Raw genomic sequence first — 14,262 nt, 5'->3', positions numbered from 1 at the left:
GCCCGCCGCCTCACATCCGCCGCGCCGCCGATTCGGCGGGCTGTAATTCGGCGGCCTCAAGCCCCCGCAGCCACACCTCGCAGCCGATGGTCGAGTCGAGCGATCCGCCGTCCAGTCCGGGGGTGCTCGGATTGACGGCGAGGTCGCGGAGCATGCGCGCGTCGACCAGCCCCAGCTCGCCCAGCCGGGAGTTCTCCCAGAGGGAGGCGAGTTCGTCGCGGTGAACGCGCAAACCGCGGGCGAGGTCAAGCGAACCGCGGTCCTTGGACGACCGGCTGAGCACTCTGTCGGGCACGATGCCGCGCATGGCCGCGCCCAATAGCGGCTTGTAGGTCCAGGGGGTGACCCTCGCTTCCGGCCGGACCCGCAGAACCGCCTCCACGACACGGTCGTCGAAGTAAGGCATGGCCGCCGGCACACCGGTGTTGACCACCATGTGGTTCATCGCCCTGACGAGCCGCACGCCGTCGCTCAGCGATTCGAGTTCGGCGTGCATGCCCCTGTCGGGGGACAGCGGTGAGGAATCGCGCCCCATTTCCCGCAGCAGCCCGCCCAGAAGTCTGCGTCCCTCCCGCGTGACCCACGGGGGAACGGTGGGCGGAATCATCCAGCCGAGCAGCGGGGTGCGAATGTCCAGCGGCCCCACGGCCGGGTTGATGTGGCCGGCGCACCAGCGGCGATAGTCACGCCGGTCGGCCATGGCCCGCGCGAGCGCGGTGTTCGACCAGCCGAACAGCGCGGCGAACGCGCGCAGCCGCCGAAACGCCTCCACCGGCCGGACGGCGAGTTGACCGTGGAAATGTGTGGGCACCCCGATGAAAAGGTGATCGCCGCCGTGGCCGGTCAAATGCACTCGTGAACCCCGCTCGGCGAAACGCCTCACCATCGCGACCACCCGCGCCCGGCTGGCGATGGCGGTGGAGGGTTCGTCGAGCCTGTCGTGCACTTCGCTCACCCCCGCGTAAACCAGGGGCATGTCGTCGGCGGGCATGATGTCGTGCTCGACACCGGCCATTTCCCCGGCGGCGATGGTGGCCCAGGAAAGGTCCTCGCTGGTCGTCTCGCGAATGGGCACGGTGTGCACGATGAGGCGGGCCTCGCCGCGGGCGGCCAGAAAACCGAGGGATGTCGAGTCGTAGCCGCCCGACAGTTCACTGCTCACCAGGCCGCCGCCGGCGGTTCTTGTGCCGACCGCGGCGGTCAGCCGCTCCCTGAGCAGCGCGGCGCCGTCGGCCAGACCGAGGTGCGGCTGTGGAGGCCGCCACCAGCGCACCCGGCGCGGTGTTCCCCCGTGCGCGGGCGTCGCGAGGTAGTGCCCGAGCGGCACCGGGGTGACTCCCCGCAGGAGGGGACGCTCACCGATCCAGTGCGCCACGGGTTCGACGAGGTGACCGGCGAGCGCCCGGGGGTCGACACTCGCATCGGTCAATCGCCCGAGAAGATATGCACGGTCCGACACCATCTCGGGGTTTTCGCCGGTCGTGTAGTAGAGGCGCGTGCACCCGAGGGCCGACCCCTGCACGCGTACGGTGTCGCCGAGTCGTGCGACGAGATGGAAGGAACCATCCAGGCCACGGACCAAACCATCGACCTCGGACACGTGCCGCATTTTCCCGGCCGCCTGAGCCAGCGAGTCGGCAGTGCCGGAGTGATGGCCTAGGAGCACCAGCTCGCCGTGCGGGAGAGGCACCCGGGTGACCGGCCGGTCCCAGCAGCGGCCGACGATCCACGGGCGGCCCGAACGGTGAGTGGCGAGTACGGCGCCCCAGGACAGGAGACGCGCGGCCACCTGCCGGCCCGGCTCGTTATCGGGGAGGACGACGAAACCGGGGTCGCGATGAACGCGCATCTCCTGCCTTTCCGCATATCAGAGGCGGGATTCCAATCCGGGCCTGATTTAGATCCAGCGCCCGATCACGCCGTCGCGGTTCCAATGGCCGATGCCGTTGGTGCGCTTACGGAACGAACCGACCTCGTGCAGACGCGGACGCTCGTAGACGGCCCTCTTCTTCATGAAGATTCCCCTCTCCTGCATCGTTCTTCCCTGACATCGCCAGTTTTCCAAGAGGGTGCCGGCACAACAATTCACCTAAAGCGGGAACCGTGCTACCACTAAAGAAGACGAGTTGACACCGGAGGTGGATCGGCGTTAACCGGAATAACGGCGTGGAGCAGATAGCCCCCGTCCCCGGTGCCGCCGTGCCGCAGCGCGCCGCCGAGGTGCCGCACCCGCTCACGCATGCCCCGCAGACCGCTGCCCTTCACCTGCGGCCCACCCGGGTGGGGACCGTCAGGGTCAGGCGCGCCCGCGTGTGACCCGCCCGGATGCGGTCCGCCAAGGTACGGCAGAGCCGCGTGTGGCCCGCCAGGGTACGGCACAGCCTGGCACGCCACGATCACTCGCGATGCGCACTGGCCCGGTGTGCCCGGCGACGAATGCGGCTTCGCCCCCGGTGTGCCCGGCGATGAGTGCGGCTTCGCCGTACCGGCCCATTGTGCAACCCCCCGCGGCGGGGTCTCCCGCGAACGCCTTTCCCACGGCGGATCCTCCCCGGACGTGTCTTTCGCCTGCGGCCGGCGATTCCCCGTGCTCTGCGGCCCGTCGCGAATCGGCGACCCGCGATTCTCCGCGCCCGGCGGCCCGTTGTGAATTCGCACGTCCAGACTTTCGCCCAGCCGGCTTATGGAGACGGTCACCCGGCTTCCTGGAGCATGGCGCCGGGCATTGGTGAGAGCCTCCTGCACCACTCGCACAAGCACCCGGGCGGAACGGCCGGAGACCGAGGTGAGGTCGCCGCAGGTGCGCAGGGTGACGTCCTCGTGCAGCGCGACCAATTCGCGGACCAGGCGGCCGGCGTCGCCGTCCTCGATTTCCGGGTCCCGCAGCGGGACGATGATCTCCCGGAGCTCCGCCAGCGTCTTGGTGGCGAGTTCGTGAATCTGATCGGATTTCTCGCTGATCTCCGAGGGTATGTGGTCGCCGGTCAGCAGTGACGCGCGCAGCGCGATCAGGCTGAGCCCGTGGCCGAGCACGTCGTGCATTTCACGCGCGAGCCGCAGGCGTTCCTCGACGACCGCGCGCCGGACGGCGTCCGCCTGCGCCGGCGTTTCGGTGCGCGCCGGCTCGCAGGTTTCCCGGCGCCGATGCCACACACCGGCGGTCGCGGCCATGCCCACCAGCAATATGCGGGTCAGATGGTCGAGAAACTGGTCCAGGTGTGTGGGGGGAACCTCCGACATGACGACACGGGACACCGTCATCGTCCCCAGATCGAGCGCCACGACCGCCGAGAGGATCCAGGGGGATCTTTCCCTGCGCGCGACCGCGTGGACGGCCAGCAGTGGCGCCACGAGCGCCTGAGTGAAAAACGCGGGGACAAGCAGCGCGACGTTGACCAGGACCGGGCGGTTCCCCCGCCGGAGGACCAGCAGGCACGCCACGCCCGTCAACAGGATGCACATCGGCCCTTGATGGCCGACGCGAAGCACATCCGCCATGGACAGCACAAAGAGCAGGCATTCGGGAACGAGCCGAAAACGCCGGGGCTGATTCACTCCACCCCCGAGGCCGGCAGACCCGCCTCGTGGGAGAGCAGGGCGAGCTGCACTCGGTTGCGCATGCCGAGCCTCTCCATAAGGTGCGACACATAGGTCTTCACCGTCGCCTCGGATAACCCGAGCGCCTCGGCGATCTCCGCGTTGGAGGCCCCGAGGCCGAGTACGGCGAGCACACGCCGTTCACGTTGGGGCAGTGAACTGATCCGGCCGAGAGCTTCCCCACGTCGTGTCTCGCGTTGCACATAGGCGTGGGCCACCCGCTCGGTGACGTGCGGATCGAGAGCGATACCGCCCGTGGCGGCCACCCGGACGGCGTGCACCAGATCGTTGCGGTGGGCACCTTTGACCATGAAGCCGCGCACGCCCAATCGCAGTGCCCGGACGATGTGCTCGTCGAAGTCGAAGGTGGTGATCACGATCACGGCCGGAGCCCCGGGTTGTTCGTTGAGCCCGGCCAGAACGGTCAGCCCGTCGACCTCGGGCATGCGCAGATCCAGTAAAAGCACGTCCGGCCGGCTTTCCCGGACCATCTGCTCGGCCTGCGCACCGTCTTCCGCCTCGGCGACGACCACGATATCCGGAGCGGTTTCCAGAGCCAGGCGAATTCCCGAGCGAAACAGCGGATCGTCGTCCGCGATCGCCACACTGATCAATACATTCATGACGCTAATCCCCCGATGTTAGGTCACGTATGCCGACGACCGCGCTCCCCGGTGAATACGGAGCGCAATCACTTTCAGAGTTAATTGTCTGTCCGCCCCTTTCCCCTCGGGGTTTGGTGCCACCCGCCACCCCGTAGGTCCCGAAAGACACGGCGGGTTCTGATCAGCAGCATACGTAAGCCGTCAAGTCCGACATTCAGGAACGATCCGATTTTCAACCACCACACGGCACCACATGCGGTAAGCAGATATTCCCGTTACCGGAAGCCGCTCAGCCACCCGGCGGCGACTCGGCAAAGTAACGGCTCCCATCGGAACTCCTCGAGCCCGTTTGCGGAATCCTCGCAAGAACAGCAGCTCACCCGCGCCGGCCGTGGTCCCACCGGGCTTGGCGTGTCACGCGGCGGGAACGGCGACACATGCCATGCGATGACTCCTCAGGGGGGCGGGACGATCCCATGCATGTCCGGTCAGCGGTACACGCCGTCTCTTCCCGTGTTTTCAAGAAGAGGCTTTCGCAGGGAGCTCGTCCAGGTGCACGCCGTATCCGGCACAGGCGGGCGTCGAGGTCGCGTTTGAGGACCTTGCCGACGGGGTTTCGCGGCAGGGCGACGGCGAATTCGAACCGCTGGGGGAACTTGTAGATCGCGACCCGCGACTTCAAAGACGTCCCCCGTGCACAAGTAACCCTCGTCGCTCGCGGGATCGGCGGTCGCCGTTCCCGCGAGATAGCCCGCGAAGACCCGCGGCCCTTTGATGCGTAACTCGCCGGAGCCGCCCGGATCGGTGATCTCGCCCGGTGCCGAGGCACCCCAGGCGTCTCGGCCCCGTGCCGAGGCACCCCAGGCGTCTCGGCCCCGTGCCGAGGCACCCTAGGCGAACGGAAGTTCACTCGACGGCCCGGGTGGACCAGGTGGCCCCGGGTGTGCCATACCTCGGGAAACAGCGGGCGCTCAGCCAAAGGCGGCCCACAAAGCCTTACTCCTCCTATTGCTGACTTCTACTATCGAAGCGATCTGGCCCCGGCCCGATCCTCGGTGTTCGCGATCGGCGAGGCGATCGCGCTCAAGTCGAAGTGGATCTCCTGGCGCACAAGCGGCTCGTGGCAGTGCCGGCAGCGGAAGAACGGGGTCATGGGTTTGCCGCACGCGGTGTGCATGATGATGATCTCGGTCTCCGGCTCGGCGGTATACCACCGCTGGGCCCAGTCGACGAGGAACGCGAAGACCGGGAAGAAGGCCAGCCCTTTGTCGGTCAACCGGTATTCGTGGCCTCTGCCGCCGACGTTGTGCCGGGTGAGGACACCGAGCTCGCAGAAGCGCCGCAGGCGGTTGCTCAGGATCGACGGGGCCACACCGAGCTCGTTCTGGAAGTCGGCGAAACGCCGCATCCGGAGGAACGCGGCGGCCAGAATGACGGTGCTCCACCGGTCGCCGAGGATCTCCATTGTCTCCGGCAGGTAGGACAGCGGGTTTCGCGGAGCGTTCTCACGGACGGTACGGCGATGCAATCGGTGAACGGCGATATCGGAGAAGGTGTTGGCGGCACCGCGCTCGGTGAAGGTGTCGCGTGCGGTCACCGGCGCCTTCCCGCAGGCCCCGCAGCCGAGCTCGGCGTCGGTCCGCGCGTGGCAGCGCTCGTGGACCATGTCCGGCAGCTTGTGGGGCCTTTCCACCCACCTCCGTTCCCACGACCAGATGGCGGTCAGGAAAGTCCACAGCTCCTGAGCCTGCTCGGTCAGGAGATATTCGGTGCGGCCGCGCCCCTCGGCGCGATAGGGCGAGGGTGCGAGCAGCTTTCCTGCCACCATCTCCTTGAGGCGCCCGGCGAGCACCGACTCGGACACGGCGAGCTCTTCCCGCCACTCGGCGAAACGGCGGGTGTGCTTAAGGAACGCTCGTTGCAGGATGAGCAGCGACCACTGGTCGCCGAGGGCGAGCAGCGCCTGCCCAACGCCGCCACGCGGCTTTCCGGCCTTCCCCACTCTCGAACCTCCGCGTCTGTGCGCCCCATGTCGGTCACATGGTAGAGCGTTGAGCGCTAGCTTTTCTTACAGTAGCTTGCGATCAAGGCACAACAGAGGGAGGCCGATCATGACGCTGCCGGAAAATCCCCTCGCGGTGGTGAAGGCCATCGGTGGAGACGACGCACCGCTGATCTCGTACGCTACGCGCGAACTCCTCGCCGCGGTCCCCGACGAGCTGATCGCCGCCGTCGCCCTATGCGGCTCTCCCCGACGCCATAACCGCCCAGCTCAGGAGGTACGGCGAAGCCGGCGTCGACGAGGTCGCCCTCGTTCCCGCCTCCGTCGACTCCGACCCCGGCGGCGCACACACCCTGACGACCCTCCGCACACTCGCAATTCACCCGGAACACTCCCCCGGTTCGCACGTAGCCTAAGGAAATGCATGACACGTGGGACCCCGCAGGTGATGGCGTACTGAAGTTGCCTTCTGGCCGGCTCGTGCGTGGCCGAGGTCTACGACACCCATTGCCCCAGGGGGCGCAGCCGACATTCGCCCTGTATCTACTGGGGAAGCAACCACCCCACGTCGAGTGGGAGCACCGGTGGGTGCGGTGGCCCGACTTCTGGCTGCCGTCCGACCGCGCCGCGACGGCAAATACCCTGCGCGAGGCGTGGAGCCGGGCGGAGAACGAACGGGTCGAGGTCGCCTGCGGAGGCGGCCGCGGCCGCACCGGCACCGCCCTGGCCTGCCTCGCCGTCCTCGACGGCCTGCCGGCCAAGGAGGCGGTCCCCTACGTGCGGGCGCACTATTCGCGACACGCCGTGGAAACACCCTGGCAGCGACGATATGTAACCCGTTTCCAGTGACATCCTGCCCGAGACCGGAGCGGTCCGCGGCCAAGTCGTCCGTGGCTTGCGGATCAAGACGTCTGGCGAGGTACCCGTGGATTTCAGCGAAGTGCCGGTCATAGATCTCACCGGAGCGTTCGGGTCGTCGGCGCGACGCCTCTAGCAGGGCCTTGTCGGTCACCGGCTCCGATGGATCGGCGAAGCCCGACATGGCCGTCACGTTGGCTATCGCACCATTACTCAACCGATAGGCCACATCCCTTTCACGGGGGCCGGCCGTCAGTCCTGCTCGGGGAGCAACCCGATGAACGCCTCCAATGCCTGACGCGGGGCGTCGGATTCGGGCTCGATGAGTTGCATCAGCTCAAGCCCGGTGATTGTGGCGAACACCAGCGTGGTGAGCCTTTCGGCATCGGGACGGTCACCGAGGGCGCCGGCGATGACGGCGCGCCAGTCGAACACCGCGCGTTGCAGGAAGCCGGGAAGACGCTCGGGTGCGCGGGAGGCGAGCAGCACCAGATCCAGCCATAGCCGCATGGCGGCGGCGGAGCCCGGTTCGCGGTTGATCTCCCAGTAGCGCCGCATCAGCTCGGCGAGGGTCAGTCCAGGTTGGTCGGCGAGTGCGGCGAATGTGAGTTGCACGACGCTCTCGATGTGTTCAGCCACGGCGGCGAGCAACTGTTCCTTCGCGCCGAAGTGGTAGGTCAGCGCATAAGTGCTGAACCCCAGCGCCTCGGACAGTTGAGCCAGGCTCATCGTCTCGATGCCCCGGTCGGCGAGGACACGAACCGCGGCGTCGAGGATCTCCTCACGCCGCCCCACCAGCGGAGGGCGTCCACGTCGCTGCTTCTCCATGGCTCTCCAGCGTAGGCGGCGTCAGATTTAACATCGCGAGCATTATGATAATAGTCATGATGTTAAATGCGAACCTGTGGTGGCATGACGTGGATGTTGTCCGGCGACCGCCGCTGGAGGGCGACACCGACGCCGACATCGTGATCGTCGGCGCGGGTTACACCGGCCTATGGACCGCCTACTACCTGCGCAAACTCGACCCCACCCGAAACGTCCTGGTTGTCGAGGCCGGCCATGCCGGCTGGGGTGCCTCCGGCCGCAACGGCGGCTGGTGCTCGGCCGAACTGCCCGTCGGCATAGGCACCCTCGCCAGCAAGTACGGCAGGAGCCAGGCCCTGGCCATGCGCCAGGCAGGCCGCGAGGCGGTCAACGAGATCGGGCGAGTCATTGCGGAGGAGGACATCGAGTGCGGATGGCGCAAGGACGGCACCATATGGCTTGCCCGCAACGAACCCCAACGCGCCCGGCTTATGGCCAAACTCGCTGAAGAACGCGAATACGACATCGGGGAGGGCCCTACCCCCGTCGACCCAGCCGATCTCGCCGTCCCCGGCCTCCTGGCCGCCGCCCACACCCCCCACTGCGCCGCGCTCCACCCCGCCAAACTGGCAGTCGGCCTGGCGGGCGCCGCCGTACGGCACGGCGTGCGCATCGTGGAGGAGACCCGTGCCCTGGAGGTGCGGCCGGGCATGGTGCTCACCGACCGGGGACAGATCACCGCACGTGTCGTGGTGCAGGCTACGGAGGCATATTCCGGGCTGCTTCCCGGACAGATCAGGCGGGTGCTTCCACTGACATCTCGCGTGATAGCCACCGAGCCCATCCCCGATGCCCTATGGCGGCACATCGGCTGGCCCGGCCGGGCCACCATGTCCGATCAGTCGCTCATGTTCCCCTACTTGCAGCGCACAAGCGACAACAGGCTGGTCATCGGTGGGCGAAGCATCGGTTATCGGTACGGTGCGGTTCCTCGGACCAACCATCGCGATGACGAACGGGCCTGGGAGGTGCTAGAGCGGGAGATCCCCACGATGTTTCCCGCGTTGGCCGACATTCCCATCAGCCATCGGTGGAGTGGAGTGCTTGGTGTGCACCGCGACTGGCAGCCCCGGGTCACCTATGATCTTGCCACCGGCCTGGCCTCGGCAGGCGGCTACGTCGGCGACGGCGTCGCCCTCAGCAACCTCGCCGGCCGCACCCTGGCGGCCCTGATCACAGGCACCGACAGCCCGGCGAACCGCCTGTGCTGGGTCGGCCCCCCCGGACGGCGCTGGGAGCCCGAACCCCTCCCTTACCTGGCGATCCAGGCCATCACCGCACTCACCGCCTTGGTCGACACCCGCGAAAGCCGCACGGGAGGTTCCACCGGCCTGGCTGCCCGCCTTATGGGGATCGCCGGGAAATGAGGTGCCTCATCTTCCAGACCAATATATCGGCTTAGTGATCATCCCGGACGCGGAGTTGTCCATCCATTTGGGGGATGGCTCGTTGTGCAGGGTGACGTCTGCGGCAGCCGAATAATGTCCGGGCGTGGTGGGGACCACTATTTCCGGCCCGCAATGACGGGCACCCTCGCTCAGGGTGAATGTGCAACTCTTCAGGTCGGTCTTGACATTGTCCGCCGTGACCAACCAGAACCACACCGTCACCTCCGTGGGATCGTCGGGGGTGACGGAGACGACCTCGGTATAAATCTCTAGGTGTTTTCCGCTGTGCCGTATGCACGGCTTGACAGCGGCGCCGAACACGACGTGGGCACCGCCCTCACGGCAGGAGGCCTTGGCGGACGACGCCGAAAGGGGCGGGGCCGCCTCGCCACACAGGTTGAACAGCAGGCAGAGCCTGCTCCTGAGGAGGAACACATCGCTGTAGAGCGCGGTGCCGGCGAGCAACACGGCGGCCACCGCCAGGACGGCCATCCACTTCCTTTGACCTTTCCTCTCCCTAGTCGAGGCCGGCCCTTCCGATCGCAGCACCATTGCCGCTCCGTTCACGTGGTTGTCGTGGCTTCTTTCCCCTCCCTCTTATACGAGCACGCCATCGACAAAGTTCTCCCTCAACGATTTTGGCGCGGCGACGGCAAGTCATTTATCCGATAATCGCCCACATAAAGCAGATATAGACTCGCAAAGAACTAGGGAAACCCCTGAAATACACGAAGGACCCCGCGATTCAACAGAAGCAGAAGCGGCGAGCCGGGGTGGGCACGGGACCTTCGCAAGCGGTGTGGGGCTCCGGGAATCGCGCGGATCCCGTCCCGGTGTTAGGTCAGGGTTTACGGACCAGGAGGCAGCCCTGGAGGAACCGCTCACCGTCGCCGGGCTCCCTGGCCATCCGCGCCACCTCGATGAGGCCGGCCTCGCGCAGCAGCGCGGCCAGGGCGCCGAGCGGCCAGCGGTAGGCGAGGGCCACCTTGTGGTCGAACTCCCGCGGCGCCCCGGAGGTGTGGTCGTCGGCGTAGAACCCGAGCAGAACGTGCGCGCCGGAGGCCAGAACGCGTTCAAACTCGGCGAACACCGCGGGCAGCTCGGTCACGGCGTCGTAGGCGGTCCGGGTGGTGTGCAGGAAGGAGGATTCGGCCATAGCGGAGGACCTTAGCCGCTGCGTTTTCACCTCACCGGCCCGGCGGGAGCGGGCCGGTTCGGCGCATCAGGACGGAGAGCTGAGGGGGGCGAACAAGGAGTCAGGAGCGGGTGGGGGCAGCGCGATACCCAGGCGCTGAAACGCCGCACGGAGCGCACTGTCGCTGGCGAGGACGAGATCGTAGACCCCTGCCGACTGCTGGGCCTTGACGATGTCCGTCATGAGGGTGAGCAGCCGCTCGGCGTCGGCGCGGCGGGCGTCGAGCATCTGCTCCACGACATCGGCGGCCTTGTTCGGATCGTCGGTGAGCCGTATGGCATAGCGGGCGAACGCGCTGTCGCTGGTTTCTGCCAGGAGCTTTTCCCAGATCGCACTTGACTCCTGCAGCTTCGCGACCCGGGTCTCCGCTGCTTCGGCACGTGCTTTGATTTCGTAGACGTTGAGCAGGTGGGTGCGGACGACAGCTTTCACCTCCTCGGGCAGTTCGAGTTCGACGGCGACGTTCCAGCGGGAGACGACTGCCATATCGACTCGTGCCGCCTCCGGAAAGCGACTGCTGAGCTGTGCGTTGACCGCCTTCTCTGCGGTGTCGGCCGTGAAGATGGAGTGTGCGGCGGTCAGGTGGCGGATCATTCTGCGGGCAAGGTCGCCCACGTGGTTGATCTCTTCTTGATCGGGGGACCAGCGGCTGCTCCTGCCGTTCGGTCTGTAGGTGAGCTGGGCGGTCACCGTAAAGTCGAAGGCCCGTTCGACTGAAGGGGAGGCGAAGACCAGGGTTTCGCTCCCTTCTGTGGCGGCTGAAACGGGGGAAGTCTGTTCAGGGGCGAGATTGAACCGCCGGGCGAGGAACGACACTGGTCAACCCTTCTTCAGTAAGCGGGCGAGGTGGTGGAAGTGAGCTGTGGTGATCGTTCGCTTCCGCTCCCACAGCAAGAGGTAGAGCTGGAAGGTGCGGTGCAGCCGCGGGTTGTGTGTGCGGTCGATGCTGAAGACGCCTTCAATCACCGGCCGGAGCGCGGGCTGCTCGTCCCATGCGGCCGCCCATTCGGCCAGCAGCTCCCACAGGCGGCCGGCAAGTCCCGACCTCCGCCCCGCCCGGTTGTCCGGGATCAGGCTGAGTTCCAGCGACCTCACCCAGATGGTGCACAGGTCCTCTGAGGTGCCATGGTCGGCCAGAGGAGGCCGGGTTCCGTAGCGGCGAAGGGGGCTGAGTCGTACGAGTGCGAGTGCCGCAGCCAGCCGCACCCAGTAGGTGTCGTGCCGCGCCCAATCGGCCAGTTCCGCGATGATGTGGGAGGCGGTTTCAGCCGTGTAGATGTCGGAGATGGACCGGGCCACCGCGTCACAGAGCCAGTAGTTGCGCGTCGCTCGCGTGATCTGGCTAAACGAGGCGAGCGTCTCGCCGATTTGCCTCGTGCTGGTGGGCGAACCATATGCAATCGCGGCGGTAGTTCGCTGCTCGTAGTTGCCGTAAGCGGCCCATGAGTGCAGGAGGGCCTGCACTCGATCCCTGATCGCTGGGTCTCCGGCCGCGGCCTCCATCGTCCATGCTGCGAGTTGTTTGGAGCCGACTTTGGAGTCGCGGCTCCAAGGCTGCAGGAACTCTGCTTCGATCAGCTCGAAATCGCAAACGGCGAGCAGCCCGACGGCGTGCGCGACTTTGATCCGGATGTGCTCGTCCGCCTTGCTGCCGAGGTGCCGCAGCCACGGGTATAGGTGTTCGCGGATCGCTGGAAGCTCCTCCCAGATCATCGGGAGCAGGAACGGGATAAGACCGCCCTTGAGCTGAACCCGTCGTCCTTTGCCATGTCGGCCCTCGGCGGTGCTGATGCCGGGGTAGCTGAGCCAGTTGGCGATGCGCTCCCGCACCAAGGCGTCGTCCGGCTCCTCACCTGCCTTGGTGCCTTCGAGCGTCGCCCGGGCGAGTGCGAAGGCGGCATCGGTCACGGTGGTCTCGGACAGGCCGTGCAGGACGGCGCTGCTCGCGAGGAAACACAGCCCGGTCCGTGTCGTGGTGTCGCACTTGAGGTGTTCACGGAACCGTCTGCGGGCCGTGAGGGGTTGGGCGACCAGGACGTCGTCAAGAGGCTGGCGGTGCCGTACGGCGTCCGCCAAACGGTCGGCGAGTTGATACGCCTCGGCAGGTCTGCCCTCGGACAGACGGTCGGCGATCCCGTGCTCGTCGAGCTTATGGACCTGCCAGGCGGCGGGGTCGTCGAGGAGATAAGCCAAGGCCTTTCTGCAGACTTCGTCGGCGGCCGGCTGCTCGTGGTCCACCGCACGGTGTGGAAGGTCGAGGTCCGGGCCCGCGACGATGACGATCCGGGATCCGCTCCGCGCCGCCACGGCCGACAGGTGGTCGACTGCGTCGTCCAGATGCGAGGTCCAGGTCTTTTGGTCGGCGCGTAGGACGTAGCCGACCCCCGGTTCCAGATGAGCCGAGCTCACCTGGCATGGGTCGTCCTTGACGATCAGCCTGTGGCATGCCTTGGAGAAGTCGAGAAGCGCGGCGAGAGCGGTTGTCGTTCTGCCGGTGCCGGGAGAACCTCGCAGCAGGAGAACGGGATGGTCGCCCAGCAGCTTGGCCAGGCGGATCTGCGACTCGGTTTCCACCACGCAGCCCTGCAGCAGCCGCAGTTCGCTGTGGGAAACGGGGGCAGTTCGGACGGGCGGCGCATCCGGCGAGGCGAAGAAGTTGATGTCTCGTGCGGCGTCGTTGATAACGCCACTGTCGGAGGCGTGATTGGTCCGTCCCTCGAACCAGTCGCGACCTGCCGCCGCGGTCCGCTCGGCGTTGAGTTTGCGCAGGTCGGCCAAGCGCAGTTCCGCATTGCGCTCCTCCTGCTGAAGGCGTTCGGCAATGAGGACGTCGCCGTTTCGGCCTTCGTCGTGGTCGGTCTCCGGCGCGGTCTGCGAGCCCTTGTCCTCGCTATCGCCGTGCTCCGCGGGACCCTCATCTTCGGGAGGAGTCTCGCTCATCGGGGGTGTCCGCCGTTCCAGGGAGGCGTGCCGAAGTAGGCGTCTCCACCCACCGTCTGCACCACGCCATTGCCGCTGACTTTGTTGGTGTTGCCCTTGTAGTAGTCACCGTGGACGGTGATGCCGCCGCCGCGCGTGTCATTGAATCCTTCGGTATCGCCGTCGGGGGCTGTGGATTTGACGCTGTACTCGTCGAGTTCCGGCAGACGGTGCACGTTGTGTCCAGGGAGCAGGACGTAGGCCTGCCCCTCGAAGGTCTTGTTCCTCACGTGCACGTGGCGGAAGTCCTCGGGAGAGGGGCCTCCGTAGCCTTGCCCGATGAAGTCGTCGTAGATCCTGTCGGAGACAATCACGCCGAGGTTGGCTCGCGGGCAGGCGCGCATGGCCGTACGCAGGGCGTCGGAGTCGAGCAGTCGTCCCGAGGCCGTGGCGTGCCTGCCCGGGGAACCGGCGGCGCCGACGACGTGGATGGGGCCGCAGTTCACGGCGAGGCGCAGCCGCATGCGCAGCGGCCCCTGGTTGAACACGTCGATTCCCCTGGTCAGTGCCGTGAGGAAGTCACCGAGGACGGCTGTGGCGCTGGTGTTCGGCGGCAAAACTGTGAATTCGCCGTCTCCTTGGGGCTGCCGTTTCCACTCCAGCGTTGTGAGGCCGGCGGTCAGGGCTGCCATGTCGAGCGCCCTCATGAGCATCTCCTGGAGCCGTACGTGATCCGCGTCGCGGCGGCTCCCGTATTTCTCGATGTCGGAGTTGATCATCAGGCGGTGTTCCCGTTCGTCGAGCAAGGTTTTCTCCGCTGTCTGTCCCGAT

At 66.8% G+C, this 14,262-nt stretch carries 13 protein-coding genes; 2 read left to right on the top strand and 11 right to left on the bottom strand.

Features of this window, described 5'->3' with window-relative positions; genetic code table 11:
• Positions 1–10: 10 nt before the first annotated feature.
• The 5 genes from Ssi02_RS25560 to Ssi02_RS25540 form a co-directional block, all read right to left on the bottom strand.
• Positions 11–1,849 (bottom strand): asparagine synthase-related protein, encoded by a 1,839-nt coding sequence (locus tag Ssi02_RS25560; protein ID WP_204030061.1) that lies wholly within the window; start codon positions 1,847–1,849, stop codon positions 11–13.
• 48 nt (positions 1,850–1,897) lie between these two features.
• Positions 1,898–2,014, bottom strand: a complete 117-nt coding sequence (locus Ssi02_RS25555; protein WP_204030059.1) for a keywimysin-related RiPP — start codon at positions 2,012–2,014, stop codon at positions 1,898–1,900.
• 98 nt (positions 2,015–2,112) lie between these two features.
• Positions 2,113–3,498: a histidine kinase gene (locus Ssi02_RS25550; protein WP_204030057.1), complete on the bottom strand. Its 1,386-nt coding sequence runs from the start codon at positions 3,496–3,498 to the stop codon at positions 2,113–2,115.
• A gap of 53 nt (positions 3,499–3,551) precedes the next feature.
• Positions 3,552–4,220 (bottom strand): response regulator, encoded by a 669-nt coding sequence (locus tag Ssi02_RS25545; RefSeq protein ID WP_204030055.1) that lies wholly within the window; start codon positions 4,218–4,220, stop codon positions 3,552–3,554.
• Between the two features lie 1,003 nt (positions 4,221–5,223).
• On the bottom strand, positions 5,224–6,204 hold the full coding sequence (locus Ssi02_RS25540) for a winged helix-turn-helix transcriptional regulator (RefSeq protein ID WP_204030053.1): 981 nt from the start codon (positions 6,202–6,204) through the stop codon (positions 5,224–5,226).
• A 420-nt stretch (positions 6,205–6,624) separates the two neighbouring features.
• Between Ssi02_RS25540 and Ssi02_RS25535 the strand changes: the two genes are divergently transcribed.
• Complete coding sequence (locus Ssi02_RS25535; protein ID WP_204030051.1) at positions 6,625–7,053, top strand: protein-tyrosine phosphatase family protein; 429 nt, start codon at positions 6,625–6,627, stop codon at positions 7,051–7,053.
• 261 nt (positions 7,054–7,314) lie between these two features.
• On the opposite strand, the gene Ssi02_RS25530 is transcribed toward Ssi02_RS25535, so the two are convergent.
• Entirely contained in the window at positions 7,315–7,890 is a 576-nt protein-coding gene (locus Ssi02_RS25530) for a TetR/AcrR family transcriptional regulator (RefSeq protein WP_204030049.1), read from the bottom strand.
• Positions 7,891–7,979: 89 nt separating this feature from the next.
• Between Ssi02_RS25530 and Ssi02_RS25525 the strand changes: the two genes are divergently transcribed.
• Positions 7,980–9,296, top strand: a complete 1,317-nt coding sequence (locus tag Ssi02_RS25525; protein ID WP_204030047.1) for an NAD(P)/FAD-dependent oxidoreductase — start codon at positions 7,980–7,982, stop codon at positions 9,294–9,296.
• Positions 9,297–9,302: 6 nt separating this feature from the next.
• Here Ssi02_RS25525 and Ssi02_RS25520 read toward each other — a convergent pair whose 3' ends face one another.
• The 5 genes from Ssi02_RS25520 to Ssi02_RS25500 all read right to left on the bottom strand — a co-directional run bounded on the left by Ssi02_RS25520 (position 9,303) and on the right by Ssi02_RS25500 (position 14,237).
• Positions 9,303–9,809 carry a hypothetical protein gene (locus Ssi02_RS25520; RefSeq protein WP_204030045.1) on the bottom strand — a complete coding sequence of 169 codons (507 nt, stop codon included), beginning with the start codon at positions 9,807–9,809 and terminating at the stop codon, positions 9,303–9,305.
• A gap of 349 nt (positions 9,810–10,158) precedes the next feature.
• Positions 10,159–10,473: a hypothetical protein gene (locus Ssi02_RS25515; RefSeq protein ID WP_204030043.1), complete on the bottom strand. Its 315-nt coding sequence runs from the start codon at positions 10,471–10,473 to the stop codon at positions 10,159–10,161.
• A gap of 66 nt (positions 10,474–10,539) precedes the next feature.
• Positions 10,540–11,328: a class I SAM-dependent methyltransferase gene (locus Ssi02_RS25510; RefSeq protein ID WP_204030041.1), complete on the bottom strand. Its 789-nt coding sequence runs from the start codon at positions 11,326–11,328 to the stop codon at positions 10,540–10,542.
• 3 nt (positions 11,329–11,331) lie between these two features.
• Positions 11,332–13,452 carry a DNA alkylation repair protein gene (locus Ssi02_RS25505; RefSeq protein WP_204030039.1) on the bottom strand — a complete coding sequence of 707 codons (2,121 nt, stop codon included), beginning with the start codon at positions 13,450–13,452 and terminating at the stop codon, positions 11,332–11,334.
• On the bottom strand, positions 13,449–14,237 hold the full coding sequence (locus Ssi02_RS25500; RefSeq protein ID WP_204030037.1) for a hypothetical protein: 789 nt from the start codon (positions 14,235–14,237) through the stop codon (positions 13,449–13,451). Before Ssi02_RS25500 ends, Ssi02_RS25505 begins: the two co-directional genes overlap by 4 nt.
• Between the last annotated feature and the right edge of the window lie 25 nt (positions 14,238–14,262).

It is taken from the genome of Sinosporangium siamense (assembly GCF_016863435.1).
Taxonomy (GTDB): Bacteria; Actinomycetota; Actinomycetes; order Streptosporangiales; family Streptosporangiaceae; genus Sinosporangium; species Sinosporangium siamense.
The sequence above is the reverse complement of the archived record's forward strand: the minus strand, read 5'-3'. Positions and strand labels throughout refer to the sequence as shown.